The organism is Streptomyces sp. NPDC020983 (genome assembly GCF_044333485.1).
Lineage (GTDB): Bacteria > Actinomycetota > Actinomycetes > Streptomycetales > Streptomycetaceae > Actinacidiphila.
In genome coordinates, this window is record NZ_JBIRRA010000004.1 from 585,476 (window position 1) to 611,632 (window position 26,157).

The window sequence follows — 26,157 nt, forward strand, 5'->3', positions numbered from 1 at the left end:
GAAGTACCTGACGCTGGAGTCGTGGACGGCCAACGGCGCCCTGGTCGACGAGGAAAGCTCGCGGGCAGGGAGGCGTACGGAGGCCTTGACCTCGGGGCCGTGTCCGACCTCAACGCGCTCGCCTGGCTGTTCCCTGACGACAGCGTTGACCTGGTGGTCCGGTTCTGGACGCCCGAGGACAACATCAAGGATCTGGACCGGCGCACCGCGGGGAACGCCTCGGTGTGGGTCCGCGAGGGCTGGCTGAAGACGACGCCGGGCAACGTCACAGACTACGACGTGATCGCGGCCCAGATCCGCGCCGATCTCGACGCCTTCGACGTGAAGTCGCTCGGCTTCGACCGGTGGTCGTCCACCCCGCTGACCGACGACCTGGAAAGCGAGCGAGCCCCGCTGGTCGGCGTCGGCCAGGGGTACAAGAGCATCGCCCGCGCTGAAGGCCGTGAAGCGGCTGCTGCTCCAGGGCGAGAAGCAGGTCCGCGCGGGCGGGCGGCCGATGCTTCGGCACGGCGGCAACCCGGTCATGGCGTGGATGGTCGACAACCTCGCGGTCGCGATGGACATCGCGGGAAACGTGAAGCCGGACAAGTCCCACGGCGGCGACAAGATCGACGAGTCCCAGCCGCCCCACCGAAGCGCCCGCGAAAGCGGCGGACGCGCTCCGCAACGGGCCCCCGCCGGGGGCCCGTTGCGTTTGCGGCCCTGCCCCTTTCCGCCGCCTCCGGGGCCGCCCCGTTCCCCCTTCCGCCGCCCTGCGGGGGCCTGCCGCGGCGGGCACGTCCGCACCCGTTCACGCGCACCGGTGCCGGCGCCCCGGTCCCGGACCGCGGGGTACCCCCGCTGGGCGGGTGCCCCCCACCCCTTCCGCCGGCCTTCGCCGCGTACCTCCGCCCGGGGGCACCCGGCGGCCCGCTCGGACGGGGCCGGCCGAACCGCCGGCGCCGTGGCCGACGAGCCGCGGTACGAAGTACGCGGTGGGAAGCCGGGCGGACGGGCGGCTCACCGCCCAGGGCGCCGCGCCGGGGAGGCAGCCGTCGAGGAGCGGTGGCGGCCAGGAGGACGGCGGACGTGGCGACGGACCCGGAGGGCCCGGCGCCGGTGGACCCGGCCCCGGTGCCCGCGGGCGTCAGGCGGGCTGGCCCGTGGGCATGATCGTGACCTGCTGGAAGTTCACCCGCGGCGGCTGCGACGCGATGAAGCCGACGGTCCGCGCGACGTCCTGCGCCGTCAGCCACTCGATGCTCTCCCGCGAGCCCTCCAGCCAGTCGAGGGCGCCCTGGTCGGTGACGTGGTTCTGCAGTTCGGTGCCGACGATGCCGGGCTCGAGCGCCGAGACGCGGACGTTCTTCGCGCCCAGTTCGGCCCGCAGGTGGCGGGACAGGTGGGTGACGTACGCCTTGGTGCCTGAGTAGACGGCGAAGTTGGGGAAGATGTTCTGCGCCGCGATCGAGGAGGTGTTGACCAGGTCGGCCACCCCGCGCTCGGCGGCGGCCGCGACCAGTTGCGGGACGAACGCGCCGATCGCGTTCATCAGCCCGGTGACGTTCAGGTCGATCTGGTGCTTCCACTGGTCCGCCGCGAGCTCCTCGATCGGGGCCGGCAGCATCACGCCGGCGTTGTTCAGGAGGAGGTCGGCGCCGCCGAACTCGGCCGCCACCCGCTCGGCGGCGGCCCGCACCGCGGCGGCGTCGGTCACGTCGGCGGCGACGGCCGTCGCCGTGCCGCCGTCCTTCCCGATCCGGGCGACGAGGTCCGCCAGCCGGTCGGCCCGCCGCGCCAGGACGACGACGCGGGCGCCCAGGGACGCCAGGTGCTCGGCGGACGCCGCACCGATGCCGCTGGACGCGCCGGTGACGACGGCGACACGGCCGGACAGGGGCAGGGAGGTGGTGCTCGTGGACATGAGGGGTGCCTTTCGGGAGGTGGGTGCGGCCGGTGCCGCCGGCCGCGTATCCAGCTCACCACCGGGACGGGCCCGCCGGGACGCCGTAGCCGGCCCCGCCCGGACAGGTACCGGCAGGGCCACCCTGGGACGGCCGCGGTGCCGTCCGTGCGCGCACACTTGAGCCATGGACCGTGCCAAGGAGATCTCCGGCTTCCTGCGTTCCCGGCGTGCGCGCCTGACCCCGCAGGAGGCCGGGCTGCCCTCCGACGGGCGTGTGCGCCGGGTCCCGGGCCTGCGCAGGGACGAGGCGGCCCGGCTGGCCGGCGTCAGCACCGAGTACTACACGCGGCTGGAACAGGGGCGGGCGGGCAACCCCTCCGCCGAGGTCGTGGACGCGCTCGCCCGCGCGCTGCGGCTGGACGATTCCGAACGCGAGCACCTCACCGACCTCCTGAGGTCCCGCGGCAGGTCCCAGCGCTCCGCCCCGGTGCGGGCCCAGCGGGTCCGGCCGGGCCTGCACCTGATGCTCCAGACCCTCGACCACGTACCGGCGTTCGTCGTCGGCCGGCGCACCGACGTGCTGGCGTCCAACCGGCTCGGCCGTGAAGTCCTCACCGACTTCGAGGCGTTGCCGGCGCCCCGCCGCAACCTGGCCCGCTACTACCTCCTGGACCCCGAGGCCCGCGAGCGGGTCGGCGACTGGGAACGCATCGCGGCCGAAACCGTCGCCATGCTCCGGCTGGACGCGGGCCGCCACCCGCACGACCGGCTCCTCGCCGACCTCGTGGGCGAACTCACCCTGAAGTCCCCGGAATTCTCCACCTGGTGGAACGACCACCGGGTGCTGCGCCGCACCCACGGCGCCAAGCACTACCACCATCCCCTCGTCGGGGACCTGCACTTCTCCTACGAGTCCTTCCAGGTGCCCGGCGACACCGACCAGACGCTGTGCGTCTACACCGTCGAACCCGGCTCCGACACCGACCGTGCGCTGCGGCTCCTCACCAGCTGGACGGCACCCGCCGCTCCCGTCCGCGAGCGGGGGTAGGGCCGCCGGACCGGGGTGGCGCTGCCGGGCCCCGGGCGGGGCACGCGGAGCCGGCCGCCGGGGACCGGGGGCGGCGGCCGGTCGCACGCGTGCGTCAGAGGGAGGGCTCGCAGAGGAGGGCGCTGAGGGCGGCGTTGATCGCGGTGCCCTGGGCGTCGGTCAGGGGGTGGCCGGGGGAGCCGAAGCGCTGGGCGGCCTCGTGGCCGCTCCTGTCGCCGTTGCCCGAGAGGGTCCGGCACTGGGTGCGCGCGGAGTCGATCGTCCTGTCCGGGTCGTCGGCGAGCGCGGGGTCGATCTTCTTCAGGGAGCTGACGACCAGGTCCTGGGTGGCCGCGTCCGGCGCGCCGGGCAGTCCCGCACCGCCGGTGGAGTCGCCGGGGGTGCCGGACGGGGACGGGCTCGCGGTGGGTGGGGCGGTCGTGGCCGGGGTGGTGGACGGGCTGCCGGTGCCGCTGTCCTTGTCGTCGGACGAGCACGCGGTGAGGCTGAGGAGCGCGGCTGCTGCGACGGCCGCGGCGGCGATACGGATACGCATCGGCCCAGCCTCGCCGGGCCGCGGGCGCCGGGCGGCCGCAGTGACGCAGCTGTGACGGGGCCGGGACGGAACGGCGGATTCAGCGGGGCGACCCCGCGACGCGGCTCCGCGGTGGTGTGGCGGCGGCCCGCGGGGACGCGTCAGCGCAGGCCCGGCGTCCCGGGCGCGCCGGTCCCCGGTGGGCGGGTCACCAGGACGCGGCCGCCGGTCGCCGTGTCGTGCGGCTCCAGTTCGACCTGGACGCGGTGCGTCGTGCCGCTGTCCACCGAGCCGCCCAGCTCCGCCGTCACGACGCCGATCCGCAGGCCGCCGCCCGCGCGGCCGGTGCGGTGGACCTGCACGGTGAACTCCAGGCTGACCCTGTCCACGGTGAAGCCGATCCGCTCGCCCTCCGCGGTGTCGCGCGCCTGCTGCAGCTCGGTGCGGATCTGCGTGATGACCTCGGCCAGCCCGACGAAGGACGGCTCTTCCACGACGGCCCCCCGGGAGGTGGTTCTGCGGTGCGAGCGCCCAATTGTAGGGCTTTTCCCGCGACATGACGTGGCGTCAGGCGTATGGTGCACGGCATGGTGGCCGACGGGGGAAACGCCGACGGGGAGAGAAGCGGCGCGAGCGCTGTCCGGCCCAGCCTCGTGGCGACACCGACCTGGGCCGTACGGATCCGCCGGGCCGACGGGGAGATCGCGGGCAGCGGCATCCTGCTGGGCCCCGACCGGGTGCTGACGGCCGCGCACGTGCTGGGCCGCGGCGAGGAGGTCGTCGCGGAGTTCGTCGGCGCCGGGGGCTCGCACGTGCCGCGGGTCGCGGCCCGGGTCGCCGGGGACGCCTACCGGCCCGAGGAGCGGGACGAGGACGGCGACCCCAGCGGCGACGTCGCCCTGCTCGCACTGGACCGGCCGCGCCCGCCCGGCGAGGCGACGACGCTGCACCGGCTGTCCGCGCCGGGCCGCGAGGTGCTGATGTACGGCTTCCCCGCCGACTTCAACGGCGGCCTGTGGCTGCCCGCGACGATCATCGGCGGCTGCGGCCGCGACGGGCAGGTCCAGCTGCGCCCGCCCAGCCCCGCCGAGGCGGCGCGGCCGGGCTTCAGCGGCGGCCCGGTCGTGGACCTCGCCACCTCGCAGGTCGTGGGCATGGTGCTGGCCGGGCCCTCCGAGCCCGTCGGCGGCTACTCCTTCATGAGCCCGGCCGAGACCGTCGTCCAGCACCTGCCGGAGGTCGCCGAGTGGACCCGCGGACCGGCCGCCGTCGACAAGGAGCTGCGGGCGCCGGAGTCGGGGGCCGACGTGGCCCTGCTGGACCAGCCGTTCGCCGAGCGGCTGGCCCGCTGGCTGCGCGGCGACGCGGCCTCACGCGGCGACGGTGCCGCGCCGCAGGTGAAGATCACCCTGGTGCCGGAGGGCGACGCCGCCCGCGCCGCCACGCTGCGCCGCGCGATCACCCTCGCCGACCGCGAACTGCGCACGAGCCTGTCGACCCGGCGCGCGACCCTCGACGCACCCGGGACCGTACCGGCGGCCGGCGGCCTGGATCTCGCGCTGTACGTCGCGGGCAGCGACACCGCCTCGGTCGCCGAACGCATCGCGCTGCGCATGGGTCTCGGCCGGCACCGCGACGTGCCGCCCGCGGAGCGGATCGCCACCGCCCGGGTGACGATCACGCTGGTCGTCGTGGGGGTGGACGCGGCCGCCGACCCGGGCTCGCTGCTCGACCTGATGGCGGTGCTGGTCGCGGGCGGCAGCCGGGTGCTGCTCGCCTTCCGCACCGCCGGGGAGCACTTCGCGCGGGCCCGCGACGAGCTGCTGCTGCGCCCGGCCGTGCAGCGCCGGCAGCGGCTCGCCGCGCGCTACGCGGAGATCTGCGAGACGTCCGCGCCCGAGCTGGACGCCCTCATGGCGCGCGTGACGGGGGACGCGGAGGCCGACGACCTCGCCGACAGGGCCGTCCGCGCGCTCGTCCACGTCGTCGCCGCCCGCGCCGAACTCACCGCCGGGCGGGGGCCGTTCGCCCTCCCGCCGGACCAGGCGCCGGACCTGGGCCACTACGAGCGCGTCGCCGCCCGCGCCGAGCGCCGTATCCCGCCCGCGGTGGCGGCGCTGGCCGGACTCCTCGACCGCCGCAACGAGCTGCGCGGCCGCCTGGTGCCCTACCGGCGGCTGTACGAGGAGGCGGCGGCCCGCACGGAGGACCTGGTGGCCGACGAGCTGTACCTCACCGCCCACCGGCTGCTGCAGGAGCGCCCCTGCGACGTCCCGGCGGCCGAGGCGGCCACCCGCGCCTTCCTGGCCTTCGTCGACGGGGGAGCGGACCGCCCGCCCGTACCGCCCGCCCCCCGTCCACCCGGCGGACAGGAGGGCCACGACCGAAGGGGCACCCCGCAGTGACCGCACCCGCCGCGGCCGGCGCCGCAGCCGCCCGCCCCTGCCCGTACCCCGGCTGCTCCGGCGCCGTCGGCCCCACCGGCTTCTGCTCCCTGTGCCGGCGCAGCGCCGCGGGCGCCCCCGCCCCCGTCCCCGCCCCGGCGCCGCGGCCACCGGCCGACGCCGAGCCGCCGCAGCCCCCCGGCCGGCCCCGCCCCGCGCCCGGCGGGCTCGACCGCGACGGCCTCGTCCAGCTCCCGGACGTCCCGCCGCCCCCCGACGAGGAGGCCGTCCGGCGCACCGCCCGGCGCCCCGAGGGCGGGCGGCCGTGCGGCACCCCGGAGTGCCCGGGCACGATCGGCGTCGCGTACGACGACGGCCCGGCCCCCGACCACGGCTTCTGCCCCGACTGCGGCACCCCGTACGACCTGCGCCCGCAGCTCGGCCCGGGGGACGTGGTCGCCGGGCAGTACGAGGTGCTGGGCTACCTCGCCCCCGGCGGCACCGGCTGGGTCTACCTCGCCCGGGACGTGGCGCTGCCGGACCAGCGGGTCGTGCTCAAGGCCCTGCTCAACACCTCGGACGCGGCAGCCCGGCGCAAGGCCGTCGAGGAGATGCGCTCGCTCACCAGCCTGCACCACCGCGACATCGTGCGGATCGTCAGCTCCACGCGGCACCAGGCCGAGGGGCACGACGAGCCCGCGGACTACATCGTCATGGAGTACGTCGCGGGCCGGCCGCTGGACCAGCTGCTGCGGATGCCGGACGACGCGCTCGCGGAGCTGTTCGGCGAGCCCTTCGCGCTCGACCACGTGCTCACCTACGGCTGCAAGATCCTCGGCGCGCTGGAGTACCTGCACGACCAGGGGCTGCTCTACTGCGACATGAAGCCGGAGAACGTCATCCACTACGGCCGCGAGATCAAGGTCATCGACCTCGGCGCGGTCCGCCGGGCCGACGACCGGACCAGCGCGCTCGTCTACACGCCGTGGTACGCCCCGCACAAACGCGAGCGCGACGGGCGGGGCTTCCTCGTCGACACCGACCTCTTCACCGTGGGCCGCACCCTCGAAGCGCTCGCCCGCCGGGCCGCGCCGGGCGCCGGGCTCGCGGCGCGCTCGTTCGACCGGCTCGTCGGCCGTGCCACGCACGACGAGCCCGCCGCCCGCTTCACCTCGGCCGCGCAGATGTCCCGCCAGCTGTGGGAGGTGCTGCGCGAGCACCGGGCGCTCGGCCGCGGCGAGCGCTACCCGGAGCGCTCCACGCGCTTCGAGCCCGCCGCGGTGCTGTTCGGCGCGGGGCTCGGCGGCGTCCCCCCGCTCAGCCACTGGACCGGCCGCCCCGCGGGCGCGCCGCCGCCCGACCTGGACGTGGGCCCGCCCACCCCCCAGGAGACCGCCCGCGCGCTGCCCCGCCCGGTCGCCGACCCCGCCGACCCGGCGTCGGTGCTGCTCGGCGGCCTCGCCGGGGACGCGCCCGAGCGCACCGCCGAACTGGTGCGGGAGGACCCGCGGCTGCGCACGGTCGAGATGGCGCTGTGGCTGTGCCGGTCGTACCTGCTGCGCGACACCACCGGCACGGCGCAGGCGGAGCGGTGGCTCGTGGAGGCGGAGCGGCTGCTCGGCCCGGACGTCGCGGGCTACGACTGGCGGCCGCCGTGGCACCGCGGGCTGCTGCACCTGGTGCGCGGCGAAGTCCGCAGGGCCGAGGGGGAGTTCGCCGCCGTCTACGCGACGGTGCCGGGGGAGTCGGCGCCCAAACTGGCCCTCGGCTACTGCGCCGAGTACCTGCGCGGGCGGCCGGGCCCGGACGTGCCGCCACCCGCGGACGACGCGGAGAGGGCCGTCGCCGCAGCCGCCGAGGCCCGCGCGGAGGAGGAGAGCACGGCCTACTACGAGGCCGTCTGGGAGCGCGACCGGGCGCAGGCGAGCGCCGCGTTCGGGCTCGCCCGGCTGCGGCTGCGGCACGGCGACCGGGCGGGCGCGGTCCGCCACCTCGACCAGGTGCCGGCGACCTCCCGGAACTACGACGCCGCCCGCGTCGCCGCCCTGCGCGTCCTCGCCGGCCGTCTCGCCGGGCAGGCGCCCACCACCGACGACCTGCGGCGGGCCGGGGAGCGCCTGGCCCGGCTGCCGCACGACGACGCCCGCGAGCGGCTGGTCGCCGAGATCCGCGAGAACGTCCTCGCCGGGCGCCGCCCCCCGGACCGCCCCGCGCTGTGGCGGTACGCGCTCGGCCGCCGGACGCACGGCCCGGACTTCCCCGCGCTGCCGCCCGGCGAGCTGTTCGCGGGCACCGACAGCCTCGCCGGGCTCGCCGACCTGCTGTACGGGTCGCTGCGCGCCCTCGCCGGGCAGGCCCCGCCCGCCCTGCGCGCCGAACTGCTCGACCGCGCCTACGCCGTACGCCCCGAAAGCCTGGTCTGACCGTGCGCCCGCCCGTAAGAAACCCCGCAGCCCCCGCGGTTGCAGCGCTCAGCGGTGAGGAGTCGCAGCGACAGTGAACCCCGCGAACCCCGTGAACCCCGACAGGCCCGAGCACCCGCAGGGCCCGGCCGAACCGGCGATCGGACTCGGCCTCACCGTCAGCCAGCAGAAGTACCTGCCCGCGGGCGGCGGCGCGCAGGAGCTGCACGCCGTCGTGACGGTCCAGGTCACCGGGGCGGCGGGCGCCGCGCCCGGACCCGCGCTCGCCGAGGTCCTCGTCGTCGACTGCTCCAGCTCCATGGACCGGCCCCCGGAGAAATTCCGCGAGGCCAAGAAGGCGGCCGTCGCCGCGCTCCAGCTCCTGCCGGACGGGACGCCGTTCACCGTCGTCGCCGGCACCCACGAGGCCGTGGCCGCCTACCCGCCCGGCGGTGCCATGGCGGTCGCCGACGCCACCACCCGGGCAGCGGCGACGGCCGCCGTGCACGAGCTGGTCGCCGCGGGCGGTACGTGCCTGGGCCGCTGGCTGGACCTCGCGCGGCGGGAGCTGGCCGCGCAGTCCGCGCCGATCCGGCACGCCCTGCTGCTCACCGACGGGCGCGACGAGCACGGCCACTTCCTGCCGCTGGCCGGCGTACTCGCCGACTGCGCGGGGCAGTTCGTGTGCGACGCGTGGGGCATCGGCACCGACTGGGACGCCCATCTGCTGCTGGACGTGGCCGCCGCCCTGCACGGCAGCGCCGACGCCGTACGCGTCGAGTCCGACCTCGCCGCCGGGTACCGGCGGCTGGTGCGCGCCCTGCTGGCCAAGACCGTGCCCGAACTGACCCTCACCGTCGACTCGCTGGCACCCGGCGCGCGGCTGCGGTACGTCAAGCAGACCTTCCCCCACGAGCGGCCCATGACGCCCGAGCCCGACCGGCCCGGCACGTACGTGACCCGGGCCTGGGGTGAGGAACTGCGCCGCTTCCACGTCTGCCTCACCGTCGACCCCGAGGGCGAACTGCGCGACCAGGACCTGCTCGCCGCCGCCGTCGGCGTACACGCCCCCGCCGGGACCGGCATCGCGCCGCCCGCGCCGCAGCCGCTCGTCGTCCACTGGACCAACGACCCGGCCCTCTCCGGCCTCACGGACGGGCAGGTGGCGCACGCCCGGGTGTGGGAGGAGCTGGGCACCGCCGTCGCCGACGCGACCGACGCCCACCACCACGGCCGGACCGACCGGGCCGAGGCACTCCTCGGCCGGGCCGTCGCCCTCGCCCATCGGGCCGGCGCCCGGCGGCTGCTGGCCGAACTCGCCCGGCTCGTGGAGATCCACGACCCCGCGGCCGGGCGCGTCACCCTCCGCTCGCCCGTCGACCCCGTCGACTTCCAGCTCCTGATGACCGCGAGCAGCCACACCACACAGGGCCCGGACGGCTCCGCGCCCGCCGCTCTCCCCAGGCAGGGCGGCGAACTGGCCGCCTGCCCGGTGTGCCACCGCCGCTACCCCGCCCGCTCCCGCTACTGCGGCAACTGCGGTGCGGCGATGGGGGCTTCGTCATGAGCGGGAGCCGCACCCCGGCCGGGATACGCGCGCGCCGCCGTACGGCACCCTCCGACGCGGGCGGTGCGCCCGACGCCCGCTCCGGCGGAACGCTGCGCGAACTGACCCGGCGGCGGCTCGCGCTGCTCGTCCTCGTCGTGCTCACGACCGCCGCGCTGTTCGAGGCCTTCCAGGGCGTGCACGCCGACGCCCGCCCGCTGCGTACGGCCGACGCGCCCGGTGTCCTCGCCGTCGACACCGCGATGGACGCGCTCCGGCAGGCCCGGCAGGACGTCAAGGCCGCCCAGGCCAACGCCCGCGAGGAGGCCGGGAGCACCGCCGGCCAGGGCGCGGGCAGCACCGCCTTCCACACCCGCATCTCCGTCGCCAACCAGAGCCTCGCACGCGCGGCGGCCGCCGACGTGACCGGCGGCCAGGGGCGGCTGTCCATCCAGACCGTCACCGGCCTCGTCGCCACCTACTCCGGCTGGATCGAGGACGCCCAAGCCCTGCCGCCCGGCTCCCTGTTGCAGGAGGCGTACATCTCCTACGCCGACAGCATCCTCGGCGAGGACGACGGCACGGACGTCCCGGACGAGGCCACCATCCTCGGCCGGCTGCGCGACCTCCAGGCCGCGCAGCAGGAAAGGGTGCGCCGCCACAGCGACTTCGGGCCGCTGCTGTGGGCGGGGTGGAGCCTCGCCGTGCTGCTCGCGCTCGCCACCCTGGTGCTGCTCGGCGAGGCCGCCCGCTTCAGCAGCCGGCGCTTCCGCCGGCGCTGGAACGTCCCGCTGCTCGCCGCACGCCTGCTGCTCGCGGGCGGCCTGGCCACGCTCGTCGCCTTCACCGTCCTGACGCACGCGGCACTGCACGACGCGCAGCAGGTGCTGGCCCCGTCCCTGCGGGACGACGCGATCGCCGCCACCGGGGCGCAGGTCACCCGGCGGCTGGCCGGGACCGGCTTCCGCGCCGCCGCCGCGGACTGGATCGCCGCGGGCGGCCTCGTGCTCGCCGCGCTCGTCCTGCTCGCGCTGCAACCGCGCATCAGCGAATACCGCGTCCGCGTCACCGCCTGGCGCCCGCCGCGCCCGCGCACCCTCGGGGCCGTCGCGATCAGCCTCGCCCTGCTCGCGACCGTCGGGGTCGTCGCCGTCCGGGCCACCGGGTGGAAGGGCTCGGTGACGCTGCTCGCCAACTGGACCGGCACACAGGAGCAGCAGTTCAAGGACAAGATCATCGACGACTTCCAGAAGCGGTACCGCATCCGCGTGGACTACGAGGGCAGTTCGGCCGAGAGCGCCGTCCTCGCCGCCGAGGTCGAGTCCGGCACCCCGCCGGACGTCGCCGTCCTGCCCGACCCCGGCGAGCTCGCCGGATACGCCGCGAACGGCCGGCTCACCCCGCTCGACGGCATCGTGCGCGCCGCCGACTTCGCGGCGACCTGGGTGCCGGAGGTCGGCGGGCACGCGTACTGGGTCCCGATCAAGACCGACCTCAAGAGCATGGTGTGGTACCCCACGGCCAGGCAGGACGGCATCACCGCCGCCGCCGCACAGCCCGCCTCCTGGTGCCTCGGGCTCGCGGACGGCGCCACCTCCGGCTGGCCCGGCTCCGACTGGATCGAGGACATCCTGCTCCAGCGCAGCGGCGAGGACGTCTACGAGCGGTGGGCGACCGGCGGGCTGCCGTGGACCGACCCACGGGTCAGGGACGCCTGGACGACCTGGCACTCGCTCGTCCGCGTCACCGGCCGCGCGGCCACCCGGAACGCCCTCATCACCCCCTTCGGACAGGCCGCGAAGGGGGTCGCCGACACGCCGCCCACCTGCGAGCTGGAGCACCAGGCGTCCTTCGCCCGCGGCGACGAGGGCTGGAACACGACCCCCGCCTCCTTCGTCCACTCCGCCCGGCTCATCCCGCACCCCCGCGGTGGCCCCCGCCGCTGGGAGGTCTCCGGCGACCTCGCGGCCGTCCTGCACGACACCCCCGCCTCGCACCAGCTGATCACCTACCTCGCCTCCGACCGCGCCCAACGCGCCTGGGCCAGCACGCAGTCCGGCTTCTCCGTCCGCCGGTCCGTCCTGGCCGGCACCCCGTCCGACCCGCTCGCCGCCCGCATCACCGAGGACCTGCGCGACCCCGCGGCCGTCCACTGCTACGACGCCTCCGACGCCATGCCCGCGACCGAGCGCGACGCCTTCGCGCTGGCCGTCCTCCGCTACCTCGCGGACCCGACGGACGCGACGCTGGACGCCCAGCTCGCCGCCCTGCAGCACATCCGCGCGCAGGAGGGACCGACGGGGCTCGCCGGCGTCTGCACGACGGGTTGACCCAATGCCCTGCGCGGGCCGCGGGTGTGGGGTGCCGGGGTGCCGTGGGCCGGGCGCGCCCGCGCGGGGGCGGTTGCCATGGCGTGGGCGGGCGGTGACGCGCTGGGGGGGCGTGGGGAGTCCGGGCCGCGGGCGCCGGAGGCCGGGGTGCCGTGGGCCGGGCGCGCCCGCGCGGGGCCGGTTGCCATGACGCGGGGTCTGGCGGCGGGGGCACGGTACCGGCCGTACTGACGTCCGCGGGGAACATCGGGCGGTCTGTCGCGAACGGGACACTCCGTGGGAGGTGTCCCACCTGCGGCGATTCGTCGGCGGCGGACCGGTGGGACCTTCCCGGCAAAGGCGGGGCAAGCGGAACCCGGGGGTTTCGTCACGCCACACGAGTCCCATAAGGTCCTTGCGCCATGGATTACTGCTACGCGTGCCGGCGCCACCTGAACGGCGCATACTCCTGCCCGGGGTGCGGTACGCCGGCGGACCAGCTCCAACTGCCGCAGCTCGGGGAGACGGCCCAACTCCCGCTCGTCCCCGCGGACGACGAGCCGCCGCCCGCCGCCCGGCCCGGGCGGGCCGCCGCCCGCAACAGCGCCCGCAACCGCAAGCGGCGGCGCAGCCGCGACCGGCAGCAGCGGGCCGCCGTCTACGGCGTCGGGGCGGTCGCCGTCGCCGGTGCACTCGCCATGCTCTCCATGGCGGCGCTGTCCGGGGGCGAGTCGGCGCCGGCTCCGTCCGCGCCGGAAGTACCCGACGGGACGTCGCCGGCGGCGCCCGCGACCTCACCGTCCGCGTCCGAGCCGCCGTCCGCGCCCTCGGACGCGCCGACGTCGTCGGCGCCGTCGGCGAGCCGCTCGCGGCCGCCGGCCACGACGGCGTCGCCCACGGCGTCCTCCCCGACCGCGACTGCGTCCCGCCCCACGGTGCCCGTCACCCACCGCCCGACGACGGCGGCGCCGTCCGCCACGACGACCGCGCCGCCCCCCACGCACCGGCCGTCGCCGTCGCCGTCCGCGACGTGCAAGCAGGTGCTGTGGTGGTGTGACTAGCGGGCTTGGCGCGGATCCCTGGTCGGGTGACCGATCTTCCGTTTCGACGAGGGGGAGTTCGAGGCGCTGGACCCACGATGGAGCGGGGCCGCCCCAGGGTGATCAGCGGCCAGGTGCGTGAGTACGTCTGCCTGGTCGCCCGGACGTTCCCCGCCGGCTGGAAGATCTCCGCGTTCTCCGCCTGGAGTCTGACCCCGCTCCCGTCCGGGCTGATCCCCACCAATCCGTCCCCCGGGTCCCTGACAGGCAGCTCACCAGGGAACCGGGCCGTGCTCGTCGAAGAAGCCGCCGGTCGGCCCGTCGTCGGGCAGCGTGGCGAGCCGGACGACCACGGCCGCGCCGTCGGCCGCGGTGCGGGTGAGGCCGGGGAACGCGGTGGTGAGGTCGGTCGCACACGGCCCCGGATCGGCGGCGTTGACCAGGATGTTGCGGCTGCGCAGTTCCTTGGCGTACTGCACGGTCAGCGAGTTGAGCGCGGTCTTGGACGGGACGTACGCGGCCAACGGGGGCCGGGTCGTGAAGTAGTCCTCGGGATCGGTCATCCGGGCGATGGAGCCCAGTCCACTGCTGACATTGACGATCCGGGCGGCGGGGGAGCGGGCGAGCAGCGGCAGCATCGTGGTGGTCACGCTGATCACGCCGAACACGTTGGTCTCGAACACCTCGCGTACAGCGGACAGTTCGACACTGCCCGGGCTCTGGGCGGCGAGGTCGCCGGAGATGCCGGCGTTGTTGACCAGGATGTCCAGCCGGCCGAAGCGCTCCTCGATCCAGCGGGCGGCGGACAGGACGCCGGCGTGGTCGGTGACGTCCAGGGTGACCGGATACACCCGCGGGCCCAGCTCGGCTGCGGCTGCCGCACCGCGGTGCGGGTCGCGCGAGGCCAGCAGGACGTTCGAACCGAGCGAGGCGAGCCGGGCTGCGACCTCGCGCCCGATGCCCTTGTTGGCACCGGTGACCAGGGCAGTCGTGGTTTCTGTCATGCGTTCAGCCAACCACCGGGGCGGCCGGGGGTTCCAACACCGTTCAGGTACGCAGCGATACCGTGCGGGTATGGAAAGACCGGAGGTCCGCGAGCTCGTCTACTTCACCGCTGTCGCCGAAGAACTGCACTTCGGCCGGGCGGCCGCCCGGCTGGGGATGACCCAACCGCCGCTCTCCCGCGCCATTCAGCAGCTCGAACGACGGCTGGGCGTAGCCCTGCTGGAACGTGGCGGTCGCCGGGTCGCGCTGACCGAGGCGGGGGCCGTCCTGCTCCGCGAGAGCCGTACGGTGCTCGACGCCGCGTCGGCCGCGGCGCACCGCACCCGGCGGGCCGGCCGCGACGACCCGCGTCTGGTCCTGGTCATCAAGCCGGGCGGCGACGGTGGCCTGCTGCCCGCGATCCTCGACGCCTACCAGGCTGAGCCGGGTGCGCTGCCGGTCGAGCTGGTGTGCAGCTTCGGCGAGCGTGAGATCCTCCTGCGGGAGGGGCGTGCCGACGCCGCCCTGCTTCACCGCCCCCACCACGACTTCACCGGCCTGGACACCCAGGACCTCCTGACCGAGACCCAACTTCTCGTGGTGCCGCGTTCGCATCGCCTCGCGGGCCGTAGCCGGGTCTGCCTGAACGACCTCGCCGGGGAGACCCTGCCGCGCTGGCCGGGCGCATCCGAGGGCGGCTCGCACGGACCCGAGGTCCACGACCTTGCGCAGCTTCTCCACCTCATCGCCTTGCGCCGTACGGTCGCCGTCCTCCCCTCCTCCATCCGCGACCAGCTCCGCGACGACCTGGTCGCTGTCCCAGTCGACGATGCCGAGCCCACCACGCTCGTCCTCGCCTGGCCCGAGCACGCCACCTCCCCGGCCCTGGCCGCCTTCGTCCGCGCGGCCGCCGCCGTGGCGGGCCGGGCGACGGGCCACGGCGGGTAGAGCGGGGAGACCCGCGGGGGCGGCCCGGGGTGTCAGGACGGTGGCCGCGAGGCGATCCCGGCGAGGAGGGCGGCCAGTTCGTGCTGGCCCCGGGGACTGGGGTGGAACCAGTCCCACGTGCTGAGCTGGTCCGCGGTGAAGGGGTAGCGGAAGACGGCGCCGCCGTCGTAGCGGCAGCGGTCGTACCGGGCGCACACCGCGCCCATCGCGGCGTTGTAGGCGACGACCCGCGCGCGGACCGCGTCCCGGCGGGTGCGGGCGGCGGGGGCGTCGGACGAGGGGGCGTCGAGCATCGTGGGGCACAGGCCGAGCTTCCAGAGCTGCTGGGCGAGCGCGTTGTCGCGGCCCACCGACCACAGGTGCCGGAGGTCGGGGATGGAGGCGACGAGCACCTGTGTGGCCGGCAGCGTCCGGTGCAGGTAGCCGAGCGTCTTCGCGAAGTCCGCGCGGAAGTCCGCGACGGACGTCATCGCCGCGGTCGAGGTGCGGCACGCGTCGTTGGCGCCGATGAGGATGGTGACCATGGCCGGTTTGTGCGCGGCGGCTTCCTCCGCCTGGGCGGGCAGGTCGGCGACCCGCGCGCCGGTGCGGGCGAGGTTCCAGCTGCCGCCCCCGGCGACGCGGCTGGCGACGCTGGCGACGGAGCCGCGCGAGCCGGTGGCCCAGGAGACGTCGGGGCAGTCCTGGAGCGGTTTGCACGCGTCGAAGCCGCGGGTGATGGAGTCGCCGAGGGCGGCGACGGACGCCGGGTGGACGTTCCAGGGGCGGGCGGGGGCGGCGGGCGCGGCCCTGGGAGCGGAATGCGAGGTGTGTGCGGAGGGCGACCCGGCCGGGGGGCTCTTGGCGGCCGGGGGCGCCCCGCCCGAGGAGCATCCGCCCAGCAGAGCGGCACCGGCGGCGAGCGCCAGGGAGTGTCGCAGGAGCGCGCGCATACGGGACTTCCCTCCGACGAGTGGGTGACATCCGCTACCAGCCCGACCGTACGTCACGCTCCGGGAGACGCCGCAAGGTAGCTTTTTCCCTGACACCCGGGCGATGTGACGGGAGGTCGGCATGACCGGGCGTCAAACGTCTGGTGTTGTCCTGTTTGTCGGGAATAGTGCAGAATGAGCCTGATGTTGCCCCGGGAGCAGCCGGTTCGGGTGGCGAGGCCGCTGGGGAAGGCGAACCTCGTCCCACACTGGAGGTACCGGTGACGACACGTGGTGTTCTGTACGTGCACGCCGCTCCGCGCGCGCTCTGCCCGCATGTCGAATGGGCCGTCGCGGGCGTCCTCGGCGTGCGCGTGAGCCTGGACTGGATCCGGCAGCCGGCCGCGCCCGGCACCTGGCGTGCCGAGTTCTCCTGGCAGGGTGAACCGGGCACCGCCTCCAAGCTCGCGTCCGCGCTGCGCGGGTGGCACCTGCTGCGCTTCGAGGTCACCGCGGAGCCGTCCGCGGGTGCGGAGGGCGAGCGCTACAGCGCCACGCCCGGGCTGGGCATCTTCCACGCCGTGATCGGCGTGCACGGGGACATCCTGATCCCGGAGGACCGGCTGCGCGCCGCCATGCAGCGCGCACGCAAGGGCGAGGCCGATCTGGAGGCGGAGCTCGCGCGCCTGCTCGGCAAGCCCTGGGACGACGAGCTGGAGCCCTTCCGCTACGCGGGTGAGGGCGCCCCGGTCCGCTGGCTCCACCAGGTCGTCTGAGGGCCGCACGCGCCCGCGTACGGCCCAGCGTGACCCGTTTGGGCCCTGCCGCGGCGGCGGCCCCGCACCGTAGCCTGCGCTCATGTCCGACAACCTCACCGTCGCGGTCCTCGGCACCGGCCTGATGGGCGCCGGGATGGCGCGCAACCTGCACGCCGCCGGCCATGACGTCCGCGTCTGGAACCGTACGGCCGCCAAGGCGCGGCCCCTCGCCGACGACGGCATCGGCGTCGCCACCGCCCCCGCGGACGCCGTGCGCGGCGCCGACGCGGTGCTGACGATGCTGCTGGACGGCCCGGCCACCCTGGAGGTGCTGACCGCCGCCGAGCCCGCGCTGCCCGCCGGGGCCGTGTGGCTCCAGACGGGCACGGTGGGGCCCGAGGCGCAGGCGCTGCTCGCCGCCCGGGCCGCCGCCCACGACTTGCTCTTCGTCGACGCGCCCGTGCTCGGTACGCGCTCGGTGGCCGACGCGGGGCAGCTCACCGTGCTCGCGGCCGGGCCCGACGCCGCCCGGCCGGTCGCCGACCGGGTCTTCGACGCGATCGGGCGCACGACCGTATGGCTGCCCGGCGCGCCCGAGGAGGGCCCGGCCAGCCGGCTGAAGCTCGTGCTCAACAACTGGGTGCTGGCCCTGACCGCCGCGACGGGCGAGACGCTCGCCCTGGCCAAGGCCCTGGACGTGGACCCGGACCGCTTCTTCGAGGCCATCGAGGGCGGCGCGATGGACTCGCCCTATCTGCGGATGAAGGCCGCGGCCATCCTCGGCGGCGACTTCAGCCCGAGCTTCACCGTCGAGGGCGCCGCCAAGGACCTGGACCTGATCGTCGCGGCGGGTGAGTCGGCGGGCGTGCGGATGGACGTCGCCACGGCCGGCGCCGCGCGTTTCCGCCGGGCGGCCGCCCAGGGGCACGCCGCCGAGGACATGGCGGCGGCCTATTTCGCGAGCTGGGACGCGTAGGGCCGCGGACAGCGGTGAACCCGGGGCGGGCACAGGGCCCGCCCCGGGTTCACCGGCGCCTCACGGGGCGGAGGTCAGCTGCTCCAGCTCCGCACGGCCAGGACGACGTTGTGGCCGCCGAAGCCGAAGGAGTCGTTGAGGGCCGCGATCGTGCCCTCGGGCAGCGTGCGGGGCCCGCCCGCCACGATGTCCGCGTCGGCGGCCGGGTCCTTGCTGGCCAGGTTGATGGTGGGCGGGGCCGTCCGGTGGTGCACGGCCAGCACGGTGGCGACGGTCTCGATACCGCCCGCGCCGCCCAGCAGGTGGCCGGTCATGGACTTGGTCGCGGAGACCGCCATGTGGTCCACGTCGTCGCCGAAGACGCTGCGCAGCGCCTTGATCTCCGCGATGTCGCCCTGCGGGGTGGACGTGGCGTGCGCGTTGACGTGCACGATCTCGGCCGGCTTGAGATCGGAGGTGTCCAGCAGGTGCTGGAGGGCCGCCGCGATACCGCGGCCGCTCGGCTCCGGCTGGGTGATGTGGTGGGCGTCGGCGGAGATGCCCTGCCCTATCACCTCGGCGTACACCCGGGCGCCGCGCGCCCGCGCGTGGTCCGCGGACTCCAGCACGACCACGCCCGCGCCCTCGCCCATGACGAAGCCGTTGCGGTCCGCGTCGAAGGGGCGGGAGGCGCCCTGCGGGTCGTCGTTGTTCTTGGACATCGCCATCATGTTGCCGAAGGCGACGATCGGCAGGGGGTGGATCGCCGCCTCCGTGCCGCCGGCCACCACGACGTCGGCGCGGCCGGTGCGGATCATCTCCACGGCGTAGCCGATGGCCTCGGCGCCCGAGGCGCACGCGCTGACCGGGGTGTGGACGCCGGCGCGCGCGTTGACCTCGATGCCGACGTTCGCGGCGGGGCTGTTGGGCATCAGCATCGGCACGGTGTGCGGGGAGACCTTGCGGACGCCCTGCTCCTTGAGGACGTCGTACTGCCCGAGCAGGGTCGTCACGCCGCCGATGCCGGAGGCGATGACCGCGCCGAGACGGTCCGGGTCGACCGCCTCGTCCTCTCCGGCCCTGGCGGTGTAGCCCGCGTCCGCCCACGCCTCGCGCGCGGCGATCAGCGCGAACTGCGCGCTGCGGTCCAGCTTGCGGGCGAGCGGCCGCGGCAGCACCTCCGCGGGCTCCACCGCGATCTGGGCGGCGATGCGGACCGGCAGGTCCGCGGCCCAGTCCTGTTCGATCAGGCGCACGCCGGACCGACCGGCCAGCAGCGCCTCCCAGGTCGACGCGCTGTCGCCACCCAGCGGTGTGGTTGCTCCGATACCGGTGACGACCACGGTGCGATTGGTCGGGCTCACAGGAATTGTCTCTCCACGTCTAGAAGGGCGGGCGACAGGCGCGTCGTCCCGGTGGCCGATCCCGGGCCGCAGGGCCGAGGGATCGTTTCGGCCCGGTTACGGGCGTCAGCCCTACTGGGCCTTGAGGATGTAGTCGGCGGCGTCGCCGACCGTCTTGAGGTTCTTGACGTCGTCGTCCGGGATCTTCACACCGAACCGCTCCTCGGCCGCCACGACGACCTCGACCATGGACAGCGAGTCGACGTCCAGGTCGTCGGTGAAGGACTTGTCGAGCTTGACGTCCTCGGTGGGGATGCCGGCGATCTCGTTCACGATCTCGGCGAGACCTTCGACGATCTCTTCCTGGGTGGCCATTGTCTTCGGGGCTCCTTGATGTGTGACCGAAAGCGACGGCGCGGGACTGCGGCGCCGCGGAGGGTGTGACTAGGGGAGAGTAACCACAGTCGCCGCGTACACCAGACCCGCCCCGAAGCCGATGACCAGCGCGGTGTCACCGCTCTTGGCCGCGCCGGTGGCGAGCAGCCGCTCCATGGCGAGCGGGATGGACGCGGCGGAGGTGTTGCCGGTGGTCTCGATGTCGCGGGCGACCGCGACGTGGTCGGGCAGTTTGAGCGCCTTGATCATCGAGTCGATGATGCGCATGTTCGCCTGGTGCGGGATGAAGGCGTCCAGCTGGTCGGCACTGACCCCGGCGGCGTCCAGCGCCTCCTGGGCCACCTTGGCCATCTCGAAGACCGCCCAGCGGAAGACCGCCTGGCCCTCCTGGGTGATGGCCGGGAACTTCACCTTGCCGGAGGAGTCCTGCGGCAGTCCGGCCTCCCCGGCGTTGCGGAAGTGCTCGTCCCACGACACGGTCTGCTTGATGGTCTCGGACTTGTCGCCCTCCGAGCCCCACACCGTCGGGCCTATCGCCGGCACCTCGGACGGGCCCACGATGACCGCACCGGCGCCGTCGCCGAAGAGGAAGGCCGTCGCGCGGTCCTCCAGGTCCGTCAGGTCGCTGAGCCGCTCGACGCCGATCACCAGCACGTACTTGGCGGTGCCGTCGGTGACCATGCCCTTGGCGAGGGTCAGCCCGTACGTGAAGCCCGCGCAGCCCGCGGAGATGTCGAACGCGGCCGGCTTGCCCGCGCCGATGCGGTGCGCGATGTCGGTGGCGACGGCCGGCGTCTGCTTGAAGTGCGACACGGTCGCGACGACGACGGCCTCGATCTCGGAGGCGCTGATCCCGGCGTCGGCGATGGCCTTGCCGCCGGCCGCCAGCGACATCTCCGCGACGGTCTCCTCCGGGCCCGCCCAGTGCCGGCTGGCGATGCCGGACCGCGACCGGATCCACTCGTCGCTGGAGTCGATGCGCTCCAGGATCACCTCGTTGGGCACCACCCGGCTGGGGCGGTAGCCGCCCACGCCGAGGATCCGCGCGTACGGGGAGCCCTTGCTGGGGCTGATCTTCGCTGTCATCGCTGCAACGGCTCCTGTTCGGCGGGTGCTTCGGGTGCGGCCGCGGCTCCGGCGTCCTCCGCGATCAGCTCGCGGGCCGCTTCCAGGTCCTCGGGGGTCTTCAGCGCCAGCGTCCGCACCCCGGGCAGTGCCCGCTTGGCGAGCCCCACGAGGGTGCCACCGGGCGAGACCTCGATGATCGCGGTGACGCCGCGCGCCGCGAACGTCTCCATGCACAGGTCCCAGCGCACCGGGTTGGACACCTGCGCCACGAGGCGGCGGACGACCTCGGCGCCACTGTCCACCGTCTGCCCGTCGGCGTTGGAAACATACGGGACGGCCGGGTCGCTCACGGTCAGCTTCGGCGCGAGCGCCTCCAGCGTGGCGACCGCGGGGGCCATGTGGGCGGTGTGGAAGGCGCCGGCCACCTTGAGCGCGATGACCCGCGCCTTCTCCGGCCGGTTCGCGGACAGTTCGGCGAGCTGCTCCAGGGTGCCGGCGGCGACGATCTGGCCGGCCCCGTTGATGTTCGCCGGGGTCAGGCCGAGCCCGTCGAGGTGCGCCAGCACCGTCGCGGGGTCACCGCCGAGGACCGCGGACATCCCGGTCTCGGTCACCGCGGCGGCCTCGGCCATCGCACGGCCGCGGGCGGCGGTGAAGGAGACCGCGTCGTCCGCGGAGATCACCCCGGCGAGCGCGGCGGCGGTGATCTCGCCGACGCTGTGTCCGGCGAGGACGTCCGGCGTGACGCCGAGGGCGCCCGCGGACAGCAGACCGGCGGCCACCAGCAGCGGCTGCGCCACCTTGGTGTCGCGGATCTCGTCCGCGTCGGCCTCGGTGCCGTAGTGGGCCAGGTCGAGTTCGGCCGCGTCGGACCACCCGGCGAGGCGGTCGGCGGCGCCGGGCAGTTCGAGCCAGGGGGCGAGGAAGCCGGGCGTCTGGGCGCCCTGGCCGGGAGCGACGAGTACGAGCACGTTCACACTCTCTCTCGCCGACGGGGTCCGACGCCCGTGGGGACAGGGACCAAGAACTGTGAGGTGATTTGTGGGTGTCCAACAAACCCTTACGCGCGCCGCTCGCTGTCCGAGAGCCGGCCGAGGATCAGGGCAATGCGCAGGGTGAACGCGGAACGCACATCGGAGGGTGACCAACCGGTGACATCGGTCACACGTCGCAGCCGGTAGCGAACGGTATTGGGGTGCACGAACAGCATCCGCGCGGCCCCCTCCAGCGAAGACGCCTGCTCCAGATAGACACTCAGCGTCTCCAGCAGCGCCGAACCCGCCTCTTCGAGCGGCCTGTAGATCTCCTCCACCAACTGCTCGCGGGCCGTCCGGTCGCCGGCCATCGCGCGCTCCGGCAGCAGATCGTCCGAGGACACCGGCCGCGGCGCGTCCGGCCACGCCTGGCAGGCCCGCAGCCCCGCGGCCGCGGCCTGCGCCGAGCGGGTCGCCGACAGCAGGTCGCCCACCACGGGGCCGGCCACCACCGGGCCCGGCGCGAACGGCCCGATCAGCGCCTTCGCGACCCGCAGCGGATCGTCCGAACCGCCCGCCACCACGACCAGCCGCTCGCCCAGCACCCCCGTCAGCACCTGGAGCTTCGCGTGCCGGGACGCCCGCCGGATCGCCTCGACCGTCAGCTCGCTGTCGCCGTTCGGCGCGGTGCCGAGCACCACCACGATCTTGTCCGGCGAATTCCAGCCCAGCGCCGCGGCCCGGGACAGCACGCCCTCGTCCGCCTCGCCGGAGAGCACCGCGTTGACCACCAGCGACTCCAGCCGGGCGTCCCACGCACCGCGCGCCTCCGCGGCCTGCGCGTAGACCTGCGCGGTAGCGAAGGCGATCTCCCGCGCGTACACGAGCAGCGCCTCGCGCAGCACCGTCTCGTCGCCGGGCGCCGCGACCTCGTCGATCGCGGCCTCCATGACCTCGATCGTGGTCCGCACCATCTCCACGGTCTGCCGCAGCGAGATCGCCCGGGTCAGCTCGCGCGGTGCGGTGCCGAAGACGTCCGTGCTGATCGCCTGCGGCGCCTCGGGGTGCCGGAACCACTCGGTGAAGGCCGCGATGCCCGCCTGGGCGACCAGGCCGATCCACGAGCGGTTCTCCGGCGGCATCGCGCGGTACCACGGCAGCGTCTCGTCCATCCGCGCGATGGCGTTGGCGGCCAGCCGCCCCGCCGACTTCTCCAGCCGGCGCAGCGTCGCGGAGTGGTCCCCGCGGCCGGGTTCGGCGGGGGGCTGCGGGGGCTGAGAGGCATGCGGCACGTGGCCAAGCCTATGGGGTCCGTTTTCCCGCCATTCGCCGGATGCCTGTTCGTGGGCTTTCGGTCCCGTTCGTCCGCGCTGCCGCTACGGTGGCGGCATGATCGACGTACGGCGGGCGGCGGACCGCTACCGCGGCGGTGACGCGGCCGCCGGGATCGACACCCGGCACGCCTTCTCCTTCTCCGGCTTCTACGACCCCGGCAACGTCTCCTTCGGGCTGCTCGTGGCCTGCAACGAGGAACGGCTCGCCCCGGGTGCCGGATTCGCCGAGCACGCGCACCGCGACACCGAGATCGTGACGTGGGTCGTCGAGGGCGAGCTGGAGCACCGCGGGGCGGACGGGGCCGCGGTACGGCTGCGGGCCGGGGACGCGCAGGCGATGAGCGCGGGCTCGGGCGTGCGGCACGTCGAGGCCAACGCCGGGGCGGGGCCCCTGCGCTTCCTCCAGATGTGGCTGCACCCCGGCGACTTCGGGGTGCCCCCGGGACACGCCACCGCGACCGCGCCGGTGCCGGAGGGGCCGGGCCTCACCCTCCTCGCGGGCTCAGCCCCGGACGCCCCGCTGCCCCTGCGCCAGCCCGCCGCGACGCTCTGGGCGGGCCGGCCCTGCGGCCCGGACGAGCTGACGCTGCCGCGCGCGCGGTTCGGGTACGTCCACGTGCTCCGCGGCACCGTCCACCTCGCCGGTGAGGCGCTGGGCCCCGGCGACGCGGCCCGCCTCACCGACGAGGCCTCCCCGGCCCTGAGCACGCCGGGTCCGGCGGAGTACGTCTACTGGGCGATGGACGCGGAGCCCTCCTTCGGCTGAGGCCCTTTCGGCCTTCCGGCCTTTCGGGCTGCCGCGTCGCGCTCCCGCGGGACCTTCCGCCGGTGGTGGGCTTGCCGCGCGGTTCCCCGCGCGCCTGGGGAAGCCGGCCGGCGCGGTGAGGCCCCGTCGCCGCGGCGCAGGGCGCCACGTCAGGGGCGCGGGGAGCCGCGCGATCAGCCCCCACGCGTCCGCACCCGCCCGGCAAGGGCACGAGGCCCTCTTCAGGCGACCCCGGCGCCCTCGGAGAGCACCGCGTCGGTGAGGGGCGGCCACGCCTCGACCGCCCACGGGCCGAAGGCGCGGTCGGTCAGGGCCGCGCAGGCCAGCCCGGCGGCCGGGTCGCACCACAGGAACGTGCCGGACTGGCCGAAGTGGCCGAAGGTGGCGGGGGAGGAGAGGGCGCCCGTCCAGTGGGGGGATTTCGCGGAGCGGATCTCGAAGCCGAGGCCCCAGTCGTTGGGGGACTGCATGCCGTAGCCGGGGAGGACGCCGCGCAGGCCGGGGAAGGCGATCTCGCCGGTCGCGGTGGCCACCGTCGTGGGGTGGAGGAGGCGGGGGGCCTGGACCTCCGCGGCGAAGCGGGCGAGGTCGCCCGCGGTGGAGACGGCGCCCGCGCCGGGGGAGCCCGTCAGGGCGGTCGCGGTCATGCCGAGCGGGCGCAGGACCGCCTCGTCCAGGTAGGAGGCGAAGGGCATCCCGGTGGCCTTCGCGACGGTCTCGCCGAGCACCTCGAAGCCCGCGTTGGAGTAGATCCGCCGGGTGCCGGGCGCGGCCATGACGCGGTGCTCGTCGAAGGCCAGTCCCGAGGTGTGGGCGAGCAGGTGGCGTACGGTCGAGCCGTCCGGCCCGGCGGGATCGTCCAGCTCGAAGGCGCCCTCCTCGTACGCGACGAGCGCCGCGTAGGCGGTGAGCGGCTTGGTCACCGAGGCCAGCGGGAAGGCGCGGTCCTGCGGGCCGTACGTGCCCGCGAGTGTGCCGTCCCTGCGTACGACGACCGCTGCCGCGTTCGGTACCGGCCACTGTTCGATCATCCGCAGGCTCTCCATGCGGCGAGCCTAACGGGCCGCACTTGCCTGGAGTGCACTCCAGGGTCTTAGCGTGAGGAGCATGACGGTCGTGCAGATGGTGAAGCAGGAAACGCCCCCGGCCGCGGTGTGCGCGCCGCCCCCGCCGTACCCGAGCCCGGACGGGCGCGACCAGTACACGATCAGCGAGGTGGCGGAGCTGACGGGGCTGAGCGCGCACACGCTGCGCTGGTACGAGCGGATCGGGCTCATGCCGCACGTGGACCGGTCGAACACCGGGCAGCGCCGTTTCCGGAACCGGGACCTGGACTGGCTGGCCTTCGTCGGGAAGCTGCGGCTCACCGGCATGCCGGTCGCCGACATGGTGACGTACGCGGAGATGGTGAGGGCCGGGGACCGGACCTTCGCGCAGCGCAAGGCGCTCCTGGAGGCGACGCGGGTGGACGTGGTCGCCCGGATCGTCGAGCTGCAGGACACCCTGACCGTGCTGGACCACAAGATCGCAACGTATGCGGGCGCCGAGTCGGCGCCGGAGAGGACAGGTGCGTGATGACCGCCGCACGGATCGAGACGGTACGGCTGGGCACGGACGGACCGCTGGTCGGCGTCCAGGGCCTGGGCTGCATGGGCATGAGCGAGTTCTACGGCGACACCGACGAGGGGGCCGCCCGCGAGACGCTGGAGACCGCGTTCGACGCGGGCGTGACGCTCTTCGACACCGCCGACATGTACGGCATGGGCGCCAACGAGGAGTTCCTCGCGCCCTTCGTGGCCGCGCACCGCGACGAGATCACCCTCGCCACGAAGTTCGCCAACGAGCGCCGTGCGGACGACCCCACCTACCGGGCCATCCGCAACGACCCGCCCTACATCCGGCAGGCCGTGGACGCGAGCCTGCGGCGCCTGGGCATCGACGTCATCGACGTCTACTACATGCACCGCCGCGACCCGCGGGTGCCGCTCGCCGAGTCGGTCGGCGCGATGGGCGAGCTGGTGGCCGCGGGCAAGGTGCGGTACCTGGGCCTGTCCGAGGTGACCGGGGCCGAGCTGCGCGAGGCGCACGCGGTGCACCCGATCGCCGCGGTGCAGTCGGAATGGTCGCTCTTCAGCCGCGACGTCGAGAAGTCGGTGGTCGGCGCGGCCGCCGAGCTGGGGGTGGCGTTCGTCCCGTACTCGCCGCTCGGCCGCGGCTTCCTGACCGGCTCCTTCCAGGACGCCGCAGCCGACCTGGCCGCGAACGACTTCCGCCGCCACCAGCCGCGTTTCACCGGCGACAACGCCCGGCGCAACGCGGAGCTGCTGGAGCCCGTCCGCCGGATCGCGAAGGCGCACGACGCGACGCCCGGGCAGATCGCGCTGGCGTGGGTGCACTCGCGGGCCCGGGCGCACGGTCTGACGGTCGTGCCGATCCCCGGCACCCGCAAGGCCTCCCGTGTGCTGGAGAACGTCGCGGCGGCCGGTATCACCCTCGACGGGGCCGAGCTCGCCGAGCTGGAGCCGATCGCCGCGCAGGTGGCGGGCGACCGCTACCCGGACATGAGCACCACGTCCGACGCGCGCGAGTAGC

24 protein-coding genes are annotated in these 26,157 nt (G+C 75.1%); 12 read left to right on the forward strand and 12 right to left on the reverse strand.

Annotation, left to right across the window (positions count from 1 at the left end; translation table 11 throughout):
- The first annotated feature begins 99 nt into the window (after positions 1–99).
- Positions 100–1,152, forward strand: a complete 1,053-nt coding sequence (locus tag ACH4SE_RS11700) for a hypothetical protein (RefSeq protein WP_398543144.1) — start codon at positions 100–102, stop codon at positions 1,150–1,152.
- Here ACH4SE_RS11700 and ACH4SE_RS11705 read toward each other — a convergent pair.
- A complete protein-coding gene (locus ACH4SE_RS11705) occupies positions 1,127–1,903 on the reverse strand; it encodes an SDR family oxidoreductase (protein ID WP_398543145.1) in 777 nt (258 codons plus the stop codon). The genes ACH4SE_RS11700 and ACH4SE_RS11705 overlap by 26 nt on opposite strands.
- Before the next feature lie 166 nt (positions 1,904–2,069).
- On the opposite strand from ACH4SE_RS11705, the gene ACH4SE_RS11710 reads away from it, so the two are divergent.
- Positions 2,070–2,933: a helix-turn-helix transcriptional regulator gene (locus ACH4SE_RS11710; protein ID WP_398543146.1), complete on the forward strand. Its 864-nt coding sequence runs from the start codon at positions 2,070–2,072 to the stop codon at positions 2,931–2,933.
- A gap of 94 nt (positions 2,934–3,027) precedes the next feature.
- On the opposite strand, the gene ACH4SE_RS11715 is transcribed toward ACH4SE_RS11710, so the two are convergent.
- Together ACH4SE_RS11715 and ACH4SE_RS11720 are read right to left on the reverse strand one after the other, a co-directional pair.
- Positions 3,028–3,468 carry a hypothetical protein gene (locus ACH4SE_RS11715; protein WP_398543147.1) on the reverse strand — a complete coding sequence of 147 codons (441 nt, stop codon included), beginning with the start codon at positions 3,466–3,468 and terminating at the stop codon, positions 3,028–3,030.
- Between the two features lie 140 nt (positions 3,469–3,608).
- The gene (locus ACH4SE_RS11720; protein ID WP_398543148.1) at positions 3,609–3,941 is read right to left on the reverse strand and encodes a trypco2 family protein; all 333 of its coding nucleotides are present in this window, start codon (positions 3,939–3,941) and stop codon (positions 3,609–3,611) included.
- Between the two features lie 93 nt (positions 3,942–4,034).
- Here ACH4SE_RS11720 and ACH4SE_RS11725 point away from each other — a divergent pair, with 93 nt between their 5' ends.
- The 4 genes from ACH4SE_RS11725 (at position 4,035) to ACH4SE_RS11740 (ending at position 12,109) form a co-directional block, all read left to right on the forward strand.
- Positions 4,035–5,852 (forward strand): trypsin-like peptidase domain-containing protein, encoded by a 1,818-nt coding sequence (locus tag ACH4SE_RS11725; RefSeq protein ID WP_398543149.1) that lies wholly within the window; start codon positions 4,035–4,037, stop codon positions 5,850–5,852.
- Positions 5,849–8,254, forward strand: a complete 2,406-nt coding sequence (locus ACH4SE_RS11730; RefSeq protein WP_398543150.1) for a tetratricopeptide repeat protein — start codon at positions 5,849–5,851, stop codon at positions 8,252–8,254. Before ACH4SE_RS11725 ends, ACH4SE_RS11730 begins: the two co-directional genes overlap by 4 nt.
- A 73-nt stretch (positions 8,255–8,327) precedes the next feature.
- Positions 8,328–9,800, forward strand: a complete 1,473-nt coding sequence (locus tag ACH4SE_RS11735) for a VWA domain-containing protein (protein WP_398543151.1) — start codon at positions 8,328–8,330, stop codon at positions 9,798–9,800.
- Positions 9,797–12,109, forward strand: coding sequence for an ABC transporter substrate-binding protein (locus ACH4SE_RS11740; RefSeq protein ID WP_398543152.1), 2,313 nt, complete (start codon positions 9,797–9,799; stop codon positions 12,107–12,109). The genes ACH4SE_RS11735 and ACH4SE_RS11740 overlap by 4 nt, the downstream gene beginning before the upstream one ends.
- A 637-nt stretch (positions 12,110–12,746) precedes the next feature.
- On the opposite strand, the gene ACH4SE_RS11745 is transcribed toward ACH4SE_RS11740, so the two are convergent.
- Both ACH4SE_RS11745 and ACH4SE_RS11750 read right to left on the reverse strand, forming a co-directional pair.
- Positions 12,747–13,124, reverse strand: a complete 378-nt coding sequence (locus ACH4SE_RS11745; protein WP_398543153.1) for a hypothetical protein — start codon at positions 13,122–13,124, stop codon at positions 12,747–12,749.
- A gap of 276 nt (positions 13,125–13,400) precedes the next feature.
- The gene (locus ACH4SE_RS11750) at positions 13,401–14,132 is read right to left on the reverse strand and encodes an SDR family oxidoreductase (RefSeq protein WP_398543154.1); all 732 of its coding nucleotides are present in this window, start codon (positions 14,130–14,132) and stop codon (positions 13,401–13,403) included.
- Between the two features lie 70 nt (positions 14,133–14,202).
- On the opposite strand from ACH4SE_RS11750, the gene ACH4SE_RS11755 reads away from it, so the two are divergent.
- Positions 14,203–15,060 carry a LysR family transcriptional regulator gene (locus tag ACH4SE_RS11755; protein WP_398543155.1) on the forward strand — a complete coding sequence of 286 codons (858 nt, stop codon included), beginning with the start codon at positions 14,203–14,205 and terminating at the stop codon, positions 15,058–15,060.
- A gap of 32 nt (positions 15,061–15,092) precedes the next feature.
- On the opposite strand, the gene ACH4SE_RS11760 is transcribed toward ACH4SE_RS11755, so the two are convergent.
- The gene (locus ACH4SE_RS11760; RefSeq protein WP_398543156.1) at positions 15,093–15,992 is read right to left on the reverse strand and encodes an SGNH/GDSL hydrolase family protein; all 900 of its coding nucleotides are present in this window, start codon (positions 15,990–15,992) and stop codon (positions 15,093–15,095) included.
- Between the two features lie 260 nt (positions 15,993–16,252).
- Between ACH4SE_RS11760 and ACH4SE_RS11765 the strand changes: the two genes are divergently transcribed.
- Positions 16,253–16,747 carry a DUF3145 domain-containing protein gene (locus ACH4SE_RS11765; protein ID WP_398543157.1) on the forward strand — a complete coding sequence of 165 codons (495 nt, stop codon included), beginning with the start codon at positions 16,253–16,255 and terminating at the stop codon, positions 16,745–16,747.
- Positions 16,748–16,829: 82 nt separating this feature from the next.
- Complete coding sequence (locus tag ACH4SE_RS11770) at positions 16,830–17,705, forward strand: NAD(P)-dependent oxidoreductase (protein ID WP_398543158.1); 876 nt, start codon at positions 16,830–16,832, stop codon at positions 17,703–17,705.
- 74 nt (positions 17,706–17,779) lie between these two features.
- On the opposite strand, the gene fabF is transcribed toward ACH4SE_RS11770, so the two are convergent.
- From fabF to ACH4SE_RS11795, 5 genes are all read right to left on the reverse strand, one after another.
- Positions 17,780–19,048 (reverse strand): beta-ketoacyl-ACP synthase II, encoded by a 1,269-nt coding sequence (gene fabF / locus ACH4SE_RS11775; RefSeq protein ID WP_398543159.1) that lies wholly within the window; start codon positions 19,046–19,048, stop codon positions 17,780–17,782.
- Positions 19,049–19,159: 111 nt separating this feature from the next.
- Positions 19,160–19,402 (reverse strand): acyl carrier protein, encoded by a 243-nt coding sequence (locus tag ACH4SE_RS11780; protein ID WP_398543160.1) that lies wholly within the window; start codon positions 19,400–19,402, stop codon positions 19,160–19,162.
- Positions 19,403–19,471: 69 nt separating this feature from the next.
- On the reverse strand, positions 19,472–20,509 hold the full coding sequence (locus ACH4SE_RS11785) for a ketoacyl-ACP synthase III (RefSeq protein WP_398543161.1): 1,038 nt from the start codon (positions 20,507–20,509) through the stop codon (positions 19,472–19,474).
- On the reverse strand, positions 20,506–21,462 hold the full coding sequence (locus tag ACH4SE_RS11790) for an ACP S-malonyltransferase (RefSeq protein WP_398543162.1): 957 nt from the start codon (positions 21,460–21,462) through the stop codon (positions 20,506–20,508). Before ACH4SE_RS11790 ends, ACH4SE_RS11785 begins: the two co-directional genes overlap by 4 nt.
- An 89-nt stretch (positions 21,463–21,551) precedes the next feature.
- A complete protein-coding gene (locus tag ACH4SE_RS11795; protein ID WP_398543163.1) occupies positions 21,552–22,757 on the reverse strand; it encodes a PucR family transcriptional regulator in 1,206 nt (401 codons plus the stop codon).
- Positions 22,758–22,854: 97 nt separating this feature from the next.
- Between ACH4SE_RS11795 and ACH4SE_RS11800 the strand changes: the two genes are divergently transcribed.
- Positions 22,855–23,565 (forward strand): pirin family protein, encoded by a 711-nt coding sequence (locus tag ACH4SE_RS11800; protein ID WP_398543164.1) that lies wholly within the window; start codon positions 22,855–22,857, stop codon positions 23,563–23,565.
- A 221-nt stretch (positions 23,566–23,786) separates the two neighbouring features.
- Here the strand turns inward: ACH4SE_RS11800 and ACH4SE_RS11805 are convergent, their stop codons facing one another.
- Positions 23,787–24,611 carry a serine hydrolase domain-containing protein gene (locus ACH4SE_RS11805; RefSeq protein WP_398543165.1) on the reverse strand — a complete coding sequence of 275 codons (825 nt, stop codon included), beginning with the start codon at positions 24,609–24,611 and terminating at the stop codon, positions 23,787–23,789.
- 61 nt (positions 24,612–24,672) lie between these two features.
- Here ACH4SE_RS11805 and ACH4SE_RS11810 point away from each other — a divergent pair, with 61 nt between their 5' ends.
- Together ACH4SE_RS11810 and ACH4SE_RS11815 are read left to right on the forward strand one after the other, a co-directional pair.
- Positions 24,673–25,140, forward strand: a complete 468-nt coding sequence (locus tag ACH4SE_RS11810; RefSeq protein ID WP_398543166.1) for a MerR family transcriptional regulator — start codon at positions 24,673–24,675, stop codon at positions 25,138–25,140.
- The gene (locus tag ACH4SE_RS11815; protein ID WP_398543167.1) at positions 25,140–26,156 is read left to right on the forward strand and encodes an aldo/keto reductase; all 1,017 of its coding nucleotides are present in this window, start codon (positions 25,140–25,142) and stop codon (positions 26,154–26,156) included. Before ACH4SE_RS11810 ends, ACH4SE_RS11815 begins: the two co-directional genes overlap by 1 nt.
- Position 26,157: the final 1 nt, after the last annotated feature.